This window comes from Longimicrobium sp., assembly GCF_048594345.1.
In the GTDB taxonomy this organism is placed as follows: Bacteria; Gemmatimonadota; Gemmatimonadetes; order Longimicrobiales; family Longimicrobiaceae; genus Longimicrobium.
This window is the reverse complement of the sequence record NZ_JBMDXM010000254.1, coordinates 1-14552: the sequence shown is the minus strand read 5'-3', so window position 1 is coordinate 14552 and position 14552 is coordinate 1. Positions and strand designations below refer to the sequence as shown.

Here is a 14552-nt window from a genome sequence, read left to right as displayed (position 1 = left end):
GGCCGCGCGCGGTCCCGTGGACCCGCGAACCGCCTGTCCTGCTCGGCCCGGCGCCAGCCAGGGCCGGAGCGGCAAGCAGCAAGGCGCCGGCGGACGCCCTCATCCGCTCCTGGCCTGGGGCGGCGCCGGCGCCGGCGCCCCGGGCCACCTTGAACGAACTCACCTCCGCGCCCCGGGGCGCGGACCACGCCCGAGAGATGCTCGCATGACCATGATCGAATCCGCCGTGCTCCCCATCCCCGCCGTCGCGTGCAGCGAGCCGGGAACGGTGCGCCGCCACGTCCTTTCCATCCTGGACCTCACGCCGGACGAGGTGCTGTACCTGGCCCGCCGCGGCGTCGCGCTCAAGCACGCCCCCACCGCCCCGCAGACACTCCGGGGACGCACCGTGGGCGTGTACTTCCGCAAGACGTCCACGCGGACGCGCAGCGGCTTTCTGGTGGGTGCCGGCCGCCTGGGCGCCACGGTCGTCTACTTTGGCCCCAACGAGCTGCAGACCAACACGGGCGAGTCGCTGGGCGACACGGCGCGCACCCTGGCCGGCTACCTGGACGTGCTGGTGATGCGCACCAACGAGAGCGTGGAAGAGATGCAGGGCTTTGCCGCCTACCCCTCCATGTCGGTGGTGAACGCGCTCAGCAGCGACGAGCACCCCACGCAGGCGCTCACCGACCTGTCCAGCATGCTGGAGCACTTCGGCCGCCTGAAGGGGCTCTCCGTGCTGTACTGCGGCGAGGGAAACAAGTCCGCCGCCGCGCTGGCGCTGGCCATGAGCCGCATCGAGGGGATGCGGCTTACCCTGGCCACGCCGGCCGGCTACGGGCTGGATGCCCAGGTGCTGGCCACGGCGCAGTCGCTGGCCGCGGTGCACGGGGCCACGATCGAGGAGACGCACGACCTGGACGCGGTGCAGCCGGGCTACGACGTGGTCTACACCAGCCGCTGGCAGGAGATGGGCGTCAGCAAGGCCGACCCCGAGTGGAAGTCGCACTTCCACCCCTTCCGCGTGACGCGGGCGCTGATGGACCGGGTGGGGAACGAGGGCGCCGTGTTCATGCACGACCTTCCCGCGGTGCGCAACGAGGACGTGGACGACGAGGTGCTGGACGGGCCCCGCAGCCTGGCGTGGGTGCAGGCGCAGTACAAGATGTGGAGCGCCATGGCCGTGATGGAATGGTGCGGCGCCGGCGTGCAGGACCAGGACTGAAGCCCGGCCGGCCCCCCTTCCGGGGGCCGGCGGCGACCCCCGCCTACACGTTTGGCGATGATGATCACCATGGCCGCACCCCTCATGGAAGCCCGGACCGGCACCGGCGAGCGCGCGCATGCGCCCGCCCCGGCGCTGTACCCGCCGCCGGCCGCGCCGCGCGCGGCGGGCACGGGCCAGGTGCACGGACATCACGGCGAGATCGTACAGGGCGTCTTCTACTCCAGCGACGGCACGCTGGAGCACGGCCTGGTGACGCTCCCCTGCACCCTGTTCCGCGCCACGGCGCGCTTTCGCCCCCTGCGCTCCGCCCCGCTCACGGTGCAGCCGGGCGGCCGCCCGCGGGCGCGGCTGGCGGCGCGCCTTACCCTGGACGCGCTGGGGTACACCCGCTGGGGCGGCGCCCTGTCCCTCGAGGGCAACGTGCCGCTGCGATGGGGGTGCGGGTCGTCCACCACCGACGTGCTGTCCACCATCCGCGCCGTGGCCGACGCTTTTGGCGTGGTGCTGGAGCCCGCGTGGATCGCGCGGCTGGCGGTGGCGGCCGAAACGGCGTCCGACTCGCTGATGTACGGCCCCGAGCGCGCCGTCCTCTTTGCCCAGCGGCGCGGCGGCGTGCTGCTGGACCTGGGCGGGCCGCTTCCCCCCGTGCGGGTGCTGGGCGTGAACACCGAAGGGGGAGGCGTGGAGACGCTGTCGCTTCCCCCCATCCCCTACTCGGCGTGGGAGGTCGAGGCGTTTCAGCCCATCCTGGGACTGCTGCGCCGGGCGGTGGACCGGCAGGACCCCGCGCTGCTGGGGCGCGCGGCTACCGCCAGCGCCCTCATCAACCAGCGCCACCGCCCCAAGCACCACCTGCCGCAGCTGCTCGCCGTCATGCGCGACACGGACGCGCTGGGGGTGCAGGTGGCGCACAGCGGCACCGTGGCCGGGCTGCTGTACGAGCCCGGGCGCCCGGCCGCCGACCGAATGGAACGGGCACGGACGGCGCTGGGCCGCCTGGGCCTGGACAGCTGGCAGTTCTCGACTCACCACCTCGCACAGCCGGAGCCTGTCTCGTGAGCGGTACCCTGATCAACGCCAACGTGGTGGACGCCCTGGCGCTTCCCCGTGTGGTGTGGCTGCGCCCCAACCTGGTGGGGCTTTCGTTTCCGTTGATGAAGCTGCTCCCCGCCCGCTACATCGTGCGCAAGGCGCTGGAGGACGGCTCGCTGCAGCCGGGCGGGCTCATCGCCGAGACCACCAGCGGCACCTTCGGGCTGGCGCTGGCCATGGTGGCCCGGCTGCAGGGGCACCCCCTGTTCCTGGTGAGCGACCCCGCCATCGACGCGCCCCTCAAGCGCCGGCTGGAGGACTTGGGCGCCACGGTGCACATCGTGGAAAAAACGGGCGCCTCCGGGGGATACCAGGGGGCGCGGCTGGAGGTGCTGGAGCGGGTGCTCGCCGACAACCCCGGAAGCTTTTGCCCACGCCAGTACACCAACCCGCACAACCCCGGCAGCTACGCCCCGGTGGCCGAGCTGCTGGCGCACGCCACGGGGGGCGTGGACTGCCTGATCGGCTCGGTGGGCTCCGGGGGCTCCGTCTGCGGCACCTCGTCGTACCTGCGCCTGCTGTTCGACGAGCTGCGGGTGATCGGGGTCGACACGCACCGCAGCGTGATCTTCGGGCAGAGCGACGCGGGGAGCGGGCGGCTGCTGCGCGGGCTGGGCAACAGCCTGATGCCCCGCAACGTGGACCACACGGCCTTTGACCTGGTGCACTGGGTGGGCGCGGCCCAGGCGTTCCTGGCCACCCGCGAGCTGCACCGCAACCACGCGCTCTTCGTGGGACCCACCAGCGGCGCGGCGTACCTGGTGGCCGACTGGTGGGCGCGCCAGAACCCCGACCAGCTGGGCGCCGTCATCCTTCCGGACGAGGGCTACCGCTATCAGGACACCGTCTATGACGACGCGTGGCTGAAGGCGAACGGAGCGCGGCTTGACGTGCTTCCCCACGGGCCGGTGGAGTGGGACCAGCCCCACGACGGCGACGACCCCTGGGCGTTCTACCGCTGGGGCCGCCGCGCCTACGGCGAGGTCATGGGCGCATACGAGGCGCACGCCGAGCTGGTGGGGGCGTGACCGTTCGCACGGAGCCCGGCGCGGTGCTGTTCGTGGAAAGCAACACCCGCGGAACGGGAGGGCTGTTCGTGCACGCGGCGGCCGGCGTGGTGGACGAGTCGCTCTGAAGCGCCCCGGGCGACACGCCGACCAACGAGGGCGACGTTCGCGAGGGGATCGGCCTCGTGGCCGCCTGCGCCGGTGCCGCGGAGGAGGCGCCCGCGTGGGACGCCGCGCCCTTCGCCTGCGCGCGGACAGTTCCGGCCGCGGCTGCGGCCGGCTGACGGCCCACACATCCGGATCTGTGCCGCCCGGCCGTCGGGGCGCGGGTCCATCCTTTCGCCGGGGCGGCACGCACGCCGCCGCGCTTACGCTTGAACGGAGTCGTCGCATGCCAGCGGTCAGTACGCAGGACGTCATCACCATGTACTCGCGCTACCCCTATCCCAGTCCGGTGGTGGGCGGGGGGCTGGCGTACGACATCGCCAACCTGTTCTCGCTGCTGTGCCCTGGGGACGCGCTGGAGGGGCGGTCGGTGCTGGACGCCGGGTGCGGCACGGCGCAGCGCGCGGTGGGGTTCGCGCAGCGCTACCCCGGCGCGCGGGTGCAGGGGATCGACGCGGTAGACGCCTCGCTGCACGTGGCCCGCGAGCTGGCCTCGCGCCACGGGGTCCGCAACGCCTCGTTCAGCCACGGCGACATCATGCAGCTGGAGATGGGCGAGACGTTCGACTTCATCATCTCCACCGGCGTGGTGCATCACCTGGAGGACCCGCGGCGCGGGCTGCACAACCTCTGCCGCCACCTGTCCCCGGACGGCGTGATCTGCATCTGGCTCTACCACCCCTTCGGCGAGCTGGACCGGCTGCTGGGGCGCGAGCTGCTGCTCACCCTGTGGGGCGACGACCGCGCGGACCTGGCGCTGGGGCAGCGGCTGATGGAGCAGCTGGACCTGCGGCTGGGCGCGGGCCGCTACGGCCAGGGAGTGAACGCGGCCCAGGCGGAGTCGCGCCGCGGCCGACTTTCGGCCGACGCCGACGCGTACATGCATCCCATCGTCCACGCGTACCGCTTTGGCGAGGCGATGTCCATGTTCCGCGAGAGCGGGATGGCGTGGGTGGCCGTCAACGGGCTGAACACCGTCGACGACATGAAGCTGATGGACCTGGGCGGGGTGGAGGAGGAAGGCCGCGACTTTTGCCTGCGCACCGAGGACCTGTTTCCCGCCGGCGAGCTGCGCGGCCGCTTTGAGACGCTTCCCCGCATGGAGCGCCTCCGGATCGCCGAGCTGATGACCCGGCCCACCGGCTTTACCCTGGTCGCGGGGCGCGGCGACTCGCTGGGGCGGCTGTCGCCGCGGGTGGCGGGGAACGCCGTGACCACCGGCGATCTGCCGGAGCCCGACCCGCGCATCTTCCGCGTCTAGCGGCCGGCCGGCGCCATTGAGCGTGAAAGTGTCCGGATGTGGGACGGAGTGGGTCCCGGGACCGGACAGGCGCGCAAGGGCGGCGGCAAGACGATGCGGGCAAGTGGTTGCAGAAATTTGACTTGAATCGGATGGACGACCGGCACGCGCCTCGCTTTGACGCGGTGCCGCAGTCCGTACTACCGTGGGGTGCTCCGGCCCTCCCACCGCACCCCGTTCTACCCTGGGAAAACTGATGGACACGCTGCTTCAGGACCTTCGCTACGGCCTTCGCATGCTGAGCCGCACCCCCGGCTTTACGCTGGTGGCGGTGCTCACCCTTGCGCTGGGGATCGGGCTGAACACCGCCATCTTCAGCGTCGTGAACGGCGTGCTGCTGCGCCCGCTTCCGTTCCGCGAGCCCGACCAGCTGGTGCGGCTGCACCACGTGCACCCCGAAAAGGCCGCGGAGGGCGGGCCGTTCAGCCCCCAGGACCTGGAAGACCTGCGCGCGGGCGCCAACGGCTTCGAGTCGCTGGCCGCGTACATCCACGAGCCCGGCGAGACGGCGCTGAACCTGGCGGGCGACGGCGGCGAGCCGGCCGTGGTGCAGGGGGCGTCGGTGTCCAAGGAGTTCTTTCCGCTCCTGGGGGTGAACGCCGCCATCGGCCGCACCCTGCGCCCGGAAGAGAACGTGCCCGGCAACGACCGCGTGGCCGTGCTGAGCGACGCGCTGTGGCGCAGCCGCTACAACGCCGACCCCTCGATCGTGGGCAAGACGGTGACGCTGGAGGACCGCCCCACCACGGTCGTGGGAGTGATGCCGCCCTCCTTTACCTTTCCCGGCCGCGAGGCCGAGGTGTACATCCCCATCTCTCTGATCGGCGAGGACGACGTCCCCAGCCAGCGCGACCTGCGGTGGTTGGAGGTGGTGGGCCGTCTGCGTCCGGGAACCACGCCCGAGGCCGCGATCAACTCGGTGAACTCCGTGCTGGGGCGCCTTGCGGTGGAGCACGCGGCAAGCAACGAGGGATGGGGCCGCGCCCGCGTCGAGACGCTGCGCGACGCCATCGTGGGCCCGGTGCGCCCGGCGCTGCTGGTGCTGCTGGGTACCGTGTTCCTGGTGCTGCTGGTGGCGTGCGCCAACCTGGCCAACCTGCTGCTGGCCCGCGCCTCGGCCCGCGAGCGTGAGGTCGCCATCCGCACCGCGCTGGGCGCCGGGCGCGGACGCCTGGTGCGCCAGATGCTCACCGAGAGCGTGGTGCTGGCGCTGCTGGGCGGCGTGCTGGGGCTGGGGCTGGCGGTCTTTGGCGTGCGGGCGCTGCTGGCGCTGAGCGCGGGGACCATCCCCCGTCCCGACGCGGTGGGCGTGGACGGGCGCGTGGCCCTGTTCGCCCTCCTGCTCTCGCTGGGGACGGCGGTGCTGTTCGGACTGGTGCCGGCGGTGCGCGCGGCGCGCGGGGCCACCAGCGACACGCTGCGCGACGGCGGGCGCGGCGGCAGCGAGCGCCGCGGCGGCACCACCCGCGCCGTGCTGGTACTGGCGCAGACGGCCGCGGCCATGGTGCTGCTGGTGGGCGCGGGGCTGCTGGTGAACTCGTTCTACCGCCTGATGAACGTGGACCCGGGCTTCCGCTCCGAGAACGTGCTGATGGCGTCGCTGGACCTGATCGAGAAGTACGAGAGCACCGAGGAGCGCAACGGCTACCGCAACGAGCTCATCCGCCGGGTGGGCGAGATCCCCGGCGTGGTCGCGGTGGGCGCGGCCAAGACGCAGCCGCTGCGGGGCGGGGGAGATTCGTACGAGTTCACCCTTCCCGGCCGCAGCGGGCCCGACGCCGTGATGAGCCCCGCTTCGGGGACGATGATCGTGACCTCGGGCTACTTTACGGCGCTGGGAATCCCCCTGGTGCGCGGACGGGTGTTCGAGCCCGCCGACGACCGGGCGGACGCGCCGGCGGTGATGATGATCAACCAGGCGGCGGCGCGCCGCTACTGGGGTGGCGCCGACCCGGTGGGGCAGACGGTCACGCTCCAGGGAATCCCCCTTACCGTGATCGGCGTGGTGGGCGACGTGCGCAACGAGGGGCTGGCGTCCGCGGCGGAGCCGGCGGTCTACTTCTCCTACGGCCTTGCGCCGCGGCGCAGCACGCAGCTGTTCATCCGCACCGCCGGCGACCCGGAGGCGGCCGCCTCGGCCGTGCGCCAGGCGATCCACGCGGTCGACCCGCAGCAGCCGATCGCCGAGGTGCGCACGCTGCAGAGCGCCCTGTCCGAGACGGTTGCGCAGCCCCGCTTCTTCACCCTGCTGCTCACCATCTTCGGTAGCGTGGCGGTGTTCCTGGCGGCGCTGGGGCTGTACGGCGTGGTGGCCTACTCGGTCACGCGGCGGACCACGGAGATCGGCATCCGCATGGCGCTGGGCGCCCGCGCCCGCGACGTGGTGCAGATGGTGGTGCGCCGGTCGGTGTGGCCCACCGCCGCGGGGATCGTGGCCGGCGCGTTCGCGGCGATGCTGCTGGCGCGGCTGATGGCCAGCATGCTCTTCGAGGTGCGTCCGGCGGACCCGGTCACCTTTGGCGCCGCGGCGCTGCTGCTGGCGTCGGTGGCGGTGGTGGCCAGCTGGCTTCCCGCGCGCCGCGCCGCCCGCATCGAGCCCACGCAGGCCCTGCGCGGCAACTGACGCGCGGGCATTCCGCGGTGCACTGATCTTCGACGAACACACTGCCCGCCCACGGGCCAACGGAGCACGTTCACTCCGTTGGCTCTGCCCGTGCGCGCCCCTGCGGCGCGCGGGGATGCGCGGGTGATGATCTGATACCGAATCCGCAAAAACAATCGCTGTTTGACGATTGCTGTCATCCTGAGAGTGTGTTTAAGAATCGACCACGGAAACGGGAGAAAAACCCGTGCGCCGACCGAAGGATCTCTTTCGGAAACGCGCGGCTTCTCGCGCCAACGTCAGACGGACGCGCCCGGCCGGGCCCGGCGATGGCGCCGGAGCCCGGGCGCCGGGTGAACGAGGCCGCCGGCCACGCTCCCGCGGCGTCCCGATCCAACGCAGTGTCCCTGTACTTGTCCGGCCGGCCCGCTGGCATCCTGAACCCCGATCACGAACACCGATGTCCGTCGCACGTTTCGCCCCGCGCCCGCCGGCGCACGACCGATCCCTCGCCGAAGCCGCGCCGTACGGGTGCGTCCACCGGCTGTTCCAGGCGCAGGCCGCCCGCACCCCCGACGCCGTGGCGGTGGAGCAGGAGGGCGTGCCGCTTACCTACCGCGAGCTGGACCAGCGCGCGGACCGGCTCGCCCGCCGCATCGCCGCCGTGGCCGGCGGGTCCGAGGCGCGCGTGGGCGTGCTGCTGGAGCGGTCGCCCGACGTGGTGGCCGCGCAGCTGGCGGTGATGATGGCGGGCGGCGCCTTCGTGCCCATGGACCCGGCGTACCCCGACGACCGCCTGGCCTACCTGGCCGGCGACGCCGGGGTGCGCGTGGTGGTGACGCGGGCGGCGCTGCGGGCGCGCGTTCCCGCCGGCGCCACCGCGCTGTGCGTGGACGAGGACGACGGCGCGGCGGCCGGCGCGGCCCTGCCGGCCGTGCGGGGGGAGAACGCGGCGTACGTCATCTACACCTCCGGCAGCACCGGCGCGCCCAAGGGCGTCGTCGTTCCGCACGCCGCGCTGGCGAACCACGCGCTGGCCACGGCCCAGGAGTACGGGCTGCACGAGGGTGACCGGGTGCTGCAGTTCGCCTCGCCCGCGTTCGACGTGGCGCTGGAGGAGGTGTATCCCACCCTGCTTCGTGGCGCCGCGCTGGTGATCCGCGACGAGCGGGCCATGCACTCGCTGGCGTCGTTCCTGGCGTTCGCGCGGGAGCGGGCGCTCACCGTGTGGAACCTTCCCAGCCCGTACTGGCACGAGCTGGTGGGCGAGCTGGAGCGCTCCGGCACGGCGCTGCCCGACGCCCTGCGGCTGCTGGTCGTGGGCAGCGAGGCGGCGTCGGCCGAGGTGCTGCGGAGCTGGCGCCGCATCGCGGGTGAGGCGGTGGCCTTCCGCAACGCCTACGGCCCCACGGAAGCCACGGTCACCGCGACCGTCTACGCGCCGCCGGCGGAGGGCCCGCCCGCGGACGCCTCGACGGTGCCCGTGGGCCGCGCGCTGGCCAACGTGACGGCGTACGTGCTGGACGGGCGCGGCGAGCCGGCGGCGGACGGCGCCCCGGGCGAGCTGTACCTGGGCGGTGCGGGCGTCGCGCGCGGCTACCTGGACCGCCCGGCCGCCACGGCCGCCGTGTTCGTTCCCGACGCGTTCTCGGCCACCCCCGGCGCGCGGATGTACCGCACCGGCGACCGCGCGCGCCTGCGGGGCGGCGTGCTGGAGTTCATGGGGCGCGTGGACCGGCAGGTGAAGGTGCGCGGGTTCCGCGTGGAGCCCGAGGAGGTCGAGGCGGTGCTGCGCACCCACCCCGCCGTGCGCGAGGCGGCCGTCCTGCTGCGCGAGGACGCGCCCGGGCGCACGCGGCTGGTGGGGTACGCCGCGGCGGACGAAGGGGTGACGCCGGAGCTGCTTCGCGCGCACCTGGCCGGGCGGCTGCCCGCGTACATGGTGCCCGAGGCGATGATCGTCCTCGCCTCACTTCCGGTCACGCCGGGGGGCAAGGTGGACCGCCGCGCCCTTCCCGCGCCCGCCGCCCCCGCCCGCGCCGCGGGCGAGGCGCCGCGCGAGGGAACCGAGGCGCGCGTGGCCGCCGTGTGGGAAGAGGTGCTGCGGGTGGAGAACGTATCCCGCGGCGAATCGTTCCTGGGGCTGGGCGGCAACTCGCTGCTGGCGGCGCAGGTGGTGAGCCGGCTGCACCACGCGCTGGGGGTGGAGATGTCCATCCCCGTGCTGCTGGAGGCGTCCACCGTGGCCGGCGTGGCCCAGGCGGTGGAGCGCACCGCGTCGCGCCCCCGCACCGAGCCCCCGCGGCCCCGGGCCGGTGCCATCGAAGGCGACTGGCCGGTCTCGCTGTCGCAGGAGCGCGCCTTTTTCATGAGCCGGCTCGAGCCCACCAGCCTGGCGTACCAGTTTCAGGCCGCGCTGCGCTTCACGGGCGATCTGGACGTGGGCGTGCTGGAGCGCAGCCTGGAGGAGATCATCCGCCGGCACGCCATCTTCCGCACTTCGTTTCCCGAGTCGGGGGGCCAGCCGATCCAGCGGGTGCATCCGCCCATGCGCGTGCACCTGCCCGTCGAGGACCTGCGCCACGTTCCGGCCGGCGAGCGCCGCGCCGAGGCCGACCGCCGCATCCGCGCCGAGCTGGAAACCCCGTTCGACCTCACGCGGCCGCCGCTCATCCGCTGGCGCCTGATCCGGCTGGAGGACGACGTGTGGGAGATGGCGCACGTGGAGCACCACATCGTCCACGACGGGTGGTCGTTCAACGTGTTCCTGGCCGACCTGCTGAACCTTTACCGTGCCTATCGCGACGGGCTGCCGTCGCCGCTGGCCGAGCCGGCGCTGCACTTTGCCGACTACTCGGCGTGGCAGCGCGCGTGGCTGCGCGGCCCCGAGGCCGCCGACCAGCTGGAGTTCTGGAGCCGCTACCTGGCGGGCGCGCCGCCGCTGATCGAGCTGCCCACCGACCGCCCGCGGCCGCCCGTGCAGCGCTTTCGCGGCGGGCTGCGCCGCATCGAGCTCACCGCCGCCGAGGCGGAGGCGCTGCGCACCCTGGGGCGCGAGCACGACGCCACCCTCTTTACCGTCATGCTGGCCGGGTACGCGCTGCTGATGCACCGCTACAGCGGACAGGCCGACGTGTGCATCGGCACCGGCGTGGCCAACCGCCGGTTCCGCGAGGTGGAGGGGCTGATCGGGATGCTGGTGAACACCATCGTCCTGCGCGTGGGGCTGGAAGGCGACCCCACCGTGGCCGAGCTGCTGGCGCGGACCCGCACCACCTCGCTGCAGGCGTTCGCCCGGCAGGAGCTGCCCTTCGACGGCGTGGTGCAGTCGCTGCAGCCGGAGCGCAGCCTGAGCTACAACCCGCTGCACCAGGTGGCGTTCAGCTTCGACGACGCGCGCATGCCCGAGGTGGACGTCCCCGGGCTGGAGGTGACGGTGGTCGAAGGGCTGAGCAACGGCTCGGCCAAGTACGACATGAACATCATCGTGGCGCCCCGCGCGCAGGCCACGCGGTTCAGCGACGGCTGGGAGGCGGGCGGGCTGACGGTGCTGTGGGAGTACGACGCCGACCTGTTCGACGCCGCCACCATCGACCGCATGCTGCAGCAGTACCGGCACCTGCTGCAGGTGGCGGCCCGGGCGCCCGAGATGCCGGCCGGCGCGGTGCCGCTGCTGGACGACGCCGGCCGCGACCACGTGGTGCACGCGTGGAACCGGACCGAGGCCGCGTACCCCGCGGACCGCTGCATCCACCAGCTCTTCGAGGCGCGGGTCCGGGATACGCCCGGCGCCGTCGCGCTGGTGCACGAGGCCGAATCGCTCACCTACGGCCAGCTGAACGCGCGCGCCAACCAGCTGGCGCGCCACCTGGCCGGCCTGGGCGTGCGGCCCGAGTCGCGGGTAGGGATCTGCCTGGAGCGGGGGATGGAAACCCCCGTCTGCATCCTGGCCGTGCTCAAGGCCGGCGTCGCGTACGTGCCGCTTGACCCCGGCTACCCGGCCGGCCGCCTGGCGGCCATGCTGGCCGACTCCGGCGCCGCCGTGGTCCTGACGCAGGCGCGCCTCCGCGACGCCTGGTCCGGTGTGGAGGGCGTCCACGTCGTCCCCGTGGACGAGGCGTGGGGCGAGATCGGCCGCGAGCGCGCGGACGATCTGGAGAGCGGCGTGGCGCCGGGGAACCTGGCGTACGTCATCTACACCTCCGGAAGCACGGGCACGCCCAAGGGGGTGGGCGTGGAGCACCGCGCGCTGGTGAACCACATGGCGTGGTTCAACCGCGCGTTCGCGGTGTCGGCCGGCGACCGGGTGCTGCAGAAGACCTCCATCAACTTCGACGCCTCCGTCTGGGAGTTCCACGCGCCCCTGCTGGCCGGCGGAACGCTGGTGATGGCGCGCCACGGCGGCGAGCGCGACCCCGGCTACCTGGCGCGCACCGTCCGCGACGCGGGGATCACCCTGCTGCAGCTGGTGCCCTCCGTGCTGGCCGCCGTGCTGGACGAGCCGGAGCTGGCCGCCTGCACGTCGCTGCGCCAGCTGTTCTGCGGCGGCGAGGCGCTGCCGGGCGAGCTGGTGCGCCGCTTCGGCGCCATCCTTCCCGAAACCCGGGTCGTCAACCTGTACGGCCCCACCGAGTGCTGCATCGACGCCACCACGCACCTGTGCGGGGACGCGGATGCGGCGCGCGCGACCGTGCCGATCGGCACGCCGGCGCCCAACACGCGCGCGACGGTGCTGGACGCGGCGCTGCAGCCGGTGCCGGTGGGGGTGCCCGGCGAGCTGTGCATCGGCGGCGTGCAGGTGGCGCGCGGCTACCTGGGCCGGCCGGCGCTGACGGCCGAGCGCTTTGTCCCCGATCCGTTCGCCGACGGGCCCGGTGCGCGCATGTACCGCACGGGCGACCGGGCGCGCTGGGTGGAGCGTGGGGAGACGAGTGCGGACGTGCGTGAGTGCGTGAGTGCGGATGCGGGCGGAAACGAGGCCGCTGGCGCACGCCCGCACGCTCCCGCACACGAACTGGAGTACCTGGGCCGGCTGGACGCGCAGGTCAAGATCCGCGGCCACCGCATCGAGCCGGGCGAGGTGGAGGCCGTGCTGCGCCGCCACCCGGACGTGGCGGGGTGCGCCGTGCTGGCGCGCGCGGATGCCGGCCGCGACGCGCGGCTGGTGGCGTACGTCGTGGGCGGCGCGGACGCCGGAGCGCTGCGCGAGTACCTGCGCGGCGCGCTGCCGGAGCACATGGTCCCGTCCGTCTTTGTGCCGATGGAGACGCTGCCGCTTACGCCCAACGGCAAGCTGGACCGCCGCGCGCTGCCTGCGCCGGAGCCGGCCCTGTCCGGCGACCGCTACGTGGCGCCGCGCACCCCCGCCGAAGAGGTGCTGGCGGGGATCTGGGCCCAGGTGCTGCGCCGGGACCGCGTGGGCGTGGAGGACAACTTCTTCGAGCTGGGCGGGCACTCGCTGCTGGTGACGCGCATCGTGTCCCGCGTGCGCGACGCGTTCGGGGTGGAGCTGCCGCTGCGGGTGCCGTTCGAGGCGCCCACCGTGGCGCAGCAGGCGGAGCGGGTGCAGGCCATGCGGGCCGCCGGGCTCCCCCGGCAGGCGCCCGTGGTGCCGGTGGACCGCACCACCCCGCCGCCGCTCTCCTTTGCCCAGGAGCGGCTCTGGTTCCTGGACGAGATGCGCCCCGAGGATCCGTCGTACACCATCGCCGTGGTGCTGCGGCTGGAGGGCGCGCTGAACCCGGCGGCGCTGGAGCGTGCCCTGGGCGAGGTCGTCCGCCGGCACGAGGCGCTGCGGACCGTCTTCCGCGAGCAGGGCGGGGTGCCGGTGCAGGTGGTGGCGCCCTTTGACGGGCTCACGCTCCCCGTGGAGGACCTTTCCCCGGTGGACGCGGACGGCCGCGAGGCCGAGATCGAGCGCCGCGCGGCGGCCGAGGCGGCCCGGCCCTTTCACCTGGCGCGCGGCCCCCTGGTTCGCCCCTCGCTGCTGCGGCTGGCGGACGACGACCACGTGCTGCTGCTCATGATGCACCACGCCGTGGCCGACGAGTGGAGCATGGGCGTGCTCTTCCGCGAGCTTTCCGCGCTGTACGCGGCGTACGAACGCGGCGCGGACGCGCAGCTGCCGCCCCTGCCGGTGCAGTACGCCGACTTTGCCGTGTGGCAGCGCGCGCACCTGCGGGGCGACGTTCTGCGGCGGCACCTGGACTACTGGACCGGGCAGCTGGGCGGCGCGCCCACGCTGCTGGAGCTTCCCACCGACCACCCGCGTCCCGCGGTGCAGTCGCAGCGGGGCGCGCTGGAGCGGTTCGCGCTCCCCGCGGAGCTGGTGGAGCGCGTGCGGGCGCTGGGGCGCGGCGAGGGCGCCACGCCGTTCATGGTGCTGCTGGCGGCGTTCCAGGTGCTGCTTTCCAAGTACAGCGGCAGCGACGACGTGGTGGTGGGCACTCCGGTCGCCGGCCGGGGCCGGCGCGAGGTGGAGGAGCTGATCGGCTTCTTTACCAACACGCTGGCGCTGCGGACGGACCTGTCCGGCGATCCGGCGTTCCGCGAGGTGCTGCGCCGCGTGCGCGGCGCCACGCTGGACGCGTGGGAGCACCAGGAGCTGCCGTTCGAGCGGGTGGTGGCGGAGCTGCAGCCGGAGCGCAGCCGCGCCCACGCGCCGCTGGTGCAGGTGCTGTTCTCGCTCGAAGACGCCGAGCCCGCGCGGCTGCGGCTTGCCGGCGTGGCCGCGCGCAGGATGGAGGCACACCGGGATACCAGCAAGTTCGACCTGACCGTCGCCGTCTCACCCGAGGCGGACGGGATGCACGGGGTGGTGGAGTACAGCACGGACCTGTTCGAGCGCGGCACGGTGCAGCGGATGATGCGGCACTTTGTGCGGGTGCTGGAGCAGGTGTCGGCGGACGTGGACGTGGCCGTCAGCCGGCTGGAGCTGCTGGGGGATGAGGAGCGGCGGACGGTGGTGGAGGGGTGGAACCGCACGGAAGCGGCGTACCCCGCGGACGCGTGCATCCACACGCTGGTCGAGACGTCGGCGGCGCGGACGCCGGACGCCGTAGCCGTGGTGTCGGGCGGGGTGCCGCTCACCTACGCGGAGCTGAACGGTCGGGCGAACCGCCTGGCGCGGCACCTGGTCCGGCTGGGCGTGGGCCCGGAGGTGCGGGTGGGCGTCTG

6 protein-coding genes are annotated in these 14552 nt (G+C 73.6%); all 6 read left to right on the top strand.

Annotated features, from left to right (window positions below; translation table 11 throughout):
* Positions 1-205: 205 nt before the first annotated feature.
* The gene (locus ACOJUJ_RS27115) at positions 206-1207 is read left to right on the top strand and encodes an ornithine carbamoyltransferase (protein ID WP_420130062.1); all 1002 of its coding nucleotides are present in this window, start codon (positions 206-208) and stop codon (positions 1205-1207) included.
* Between the two features lie 69 nt (positions 1208-1276).
* Complete coding sequence (locus tag ACOJUJ_RS27110) at positions 1277-2269, top strand: hypothetical protein (RefSeq protein WP_420130061.1); 993 nt, start codon at positions 1277-1279, stop codon at positions 2267-2269.
* Entirely contained in the window at positions 2266-3330 is a 1065-nt protein-coding gene (locus ACOJUJ_RS27105; RefSeq protein WP_420130060.1) for a cysteine synthase family protein, read from the top strand. The genes ACOJUJ_RS27110 and ACOJUJ_RS27105 overlap by 4 nt, the downstream gene beginning before the upstream one ends.
* Positions 3331-3700: 370 nt before the next feature.
* On the top strand, positions 3701-4735 hold the full coding sequence (locus ACOJUJ_RS27100; protein ID WP_420130059.1) for a class I SAM-dependent methyltransferase: 1035 nt from the start codon (positions 3701-3703) through the stop codon (positions 4733-4735).
* A gap of 235 nt (positions 4736-4970) precedes the next feature.
* On the top strand, positions 4971-7397 hold the full coding sequence (locus ACOJUJ_RS27095) for an ABC transporter permease (protein ID WP_420130058.1): 2427 nt from the start codon (positions 4971-4973) through the stop codon (positions 7395-7397).
* A gap of 439 nt (positions 7398-7836) precedes the next feature.
* Positions 7837-14552: amino acid adenylation domain-containing protein (locus ACOJUJ_RS27090; protein ID WP_420130057.1), on the top strand; the 6716-nt coding region annotated here is incomplete at its 3' end.

Excerpts from the sequence above, each read along its gene's own strand:
- ACOJUJ_RS27110 (WP_420130061.1), top strand. The coding sequence starts at position 1,277 with ATGGCCGCACCCCTCATGGAAGCCCGGACCGGCACCGGCGAGCGCGCG.
- ACOJUJ_RS27100 (WP_420130059.1), top strand. The coding sequence starts at position 3,701 with ATGCCAGCGGTCAGTACGCAGGACGTCATCACCATGTACTCGCGCTAC.
- ACOJUJ_RS27115 (WP_420130062.1), top strand. The coding sequence starts at position 206 with ATGACCATGATCGAATCCGCCGTGCTCCCCATCCCCGCCGTCGCGTGC.
- ACOJUJ_RS27095 (WP_420130058.1), top strand. The coding sequence starts at position 4,971 with ATGGACACGCTGCTTCAGGACCTTCGCTACGGCCTTCGCATGCTGAGC.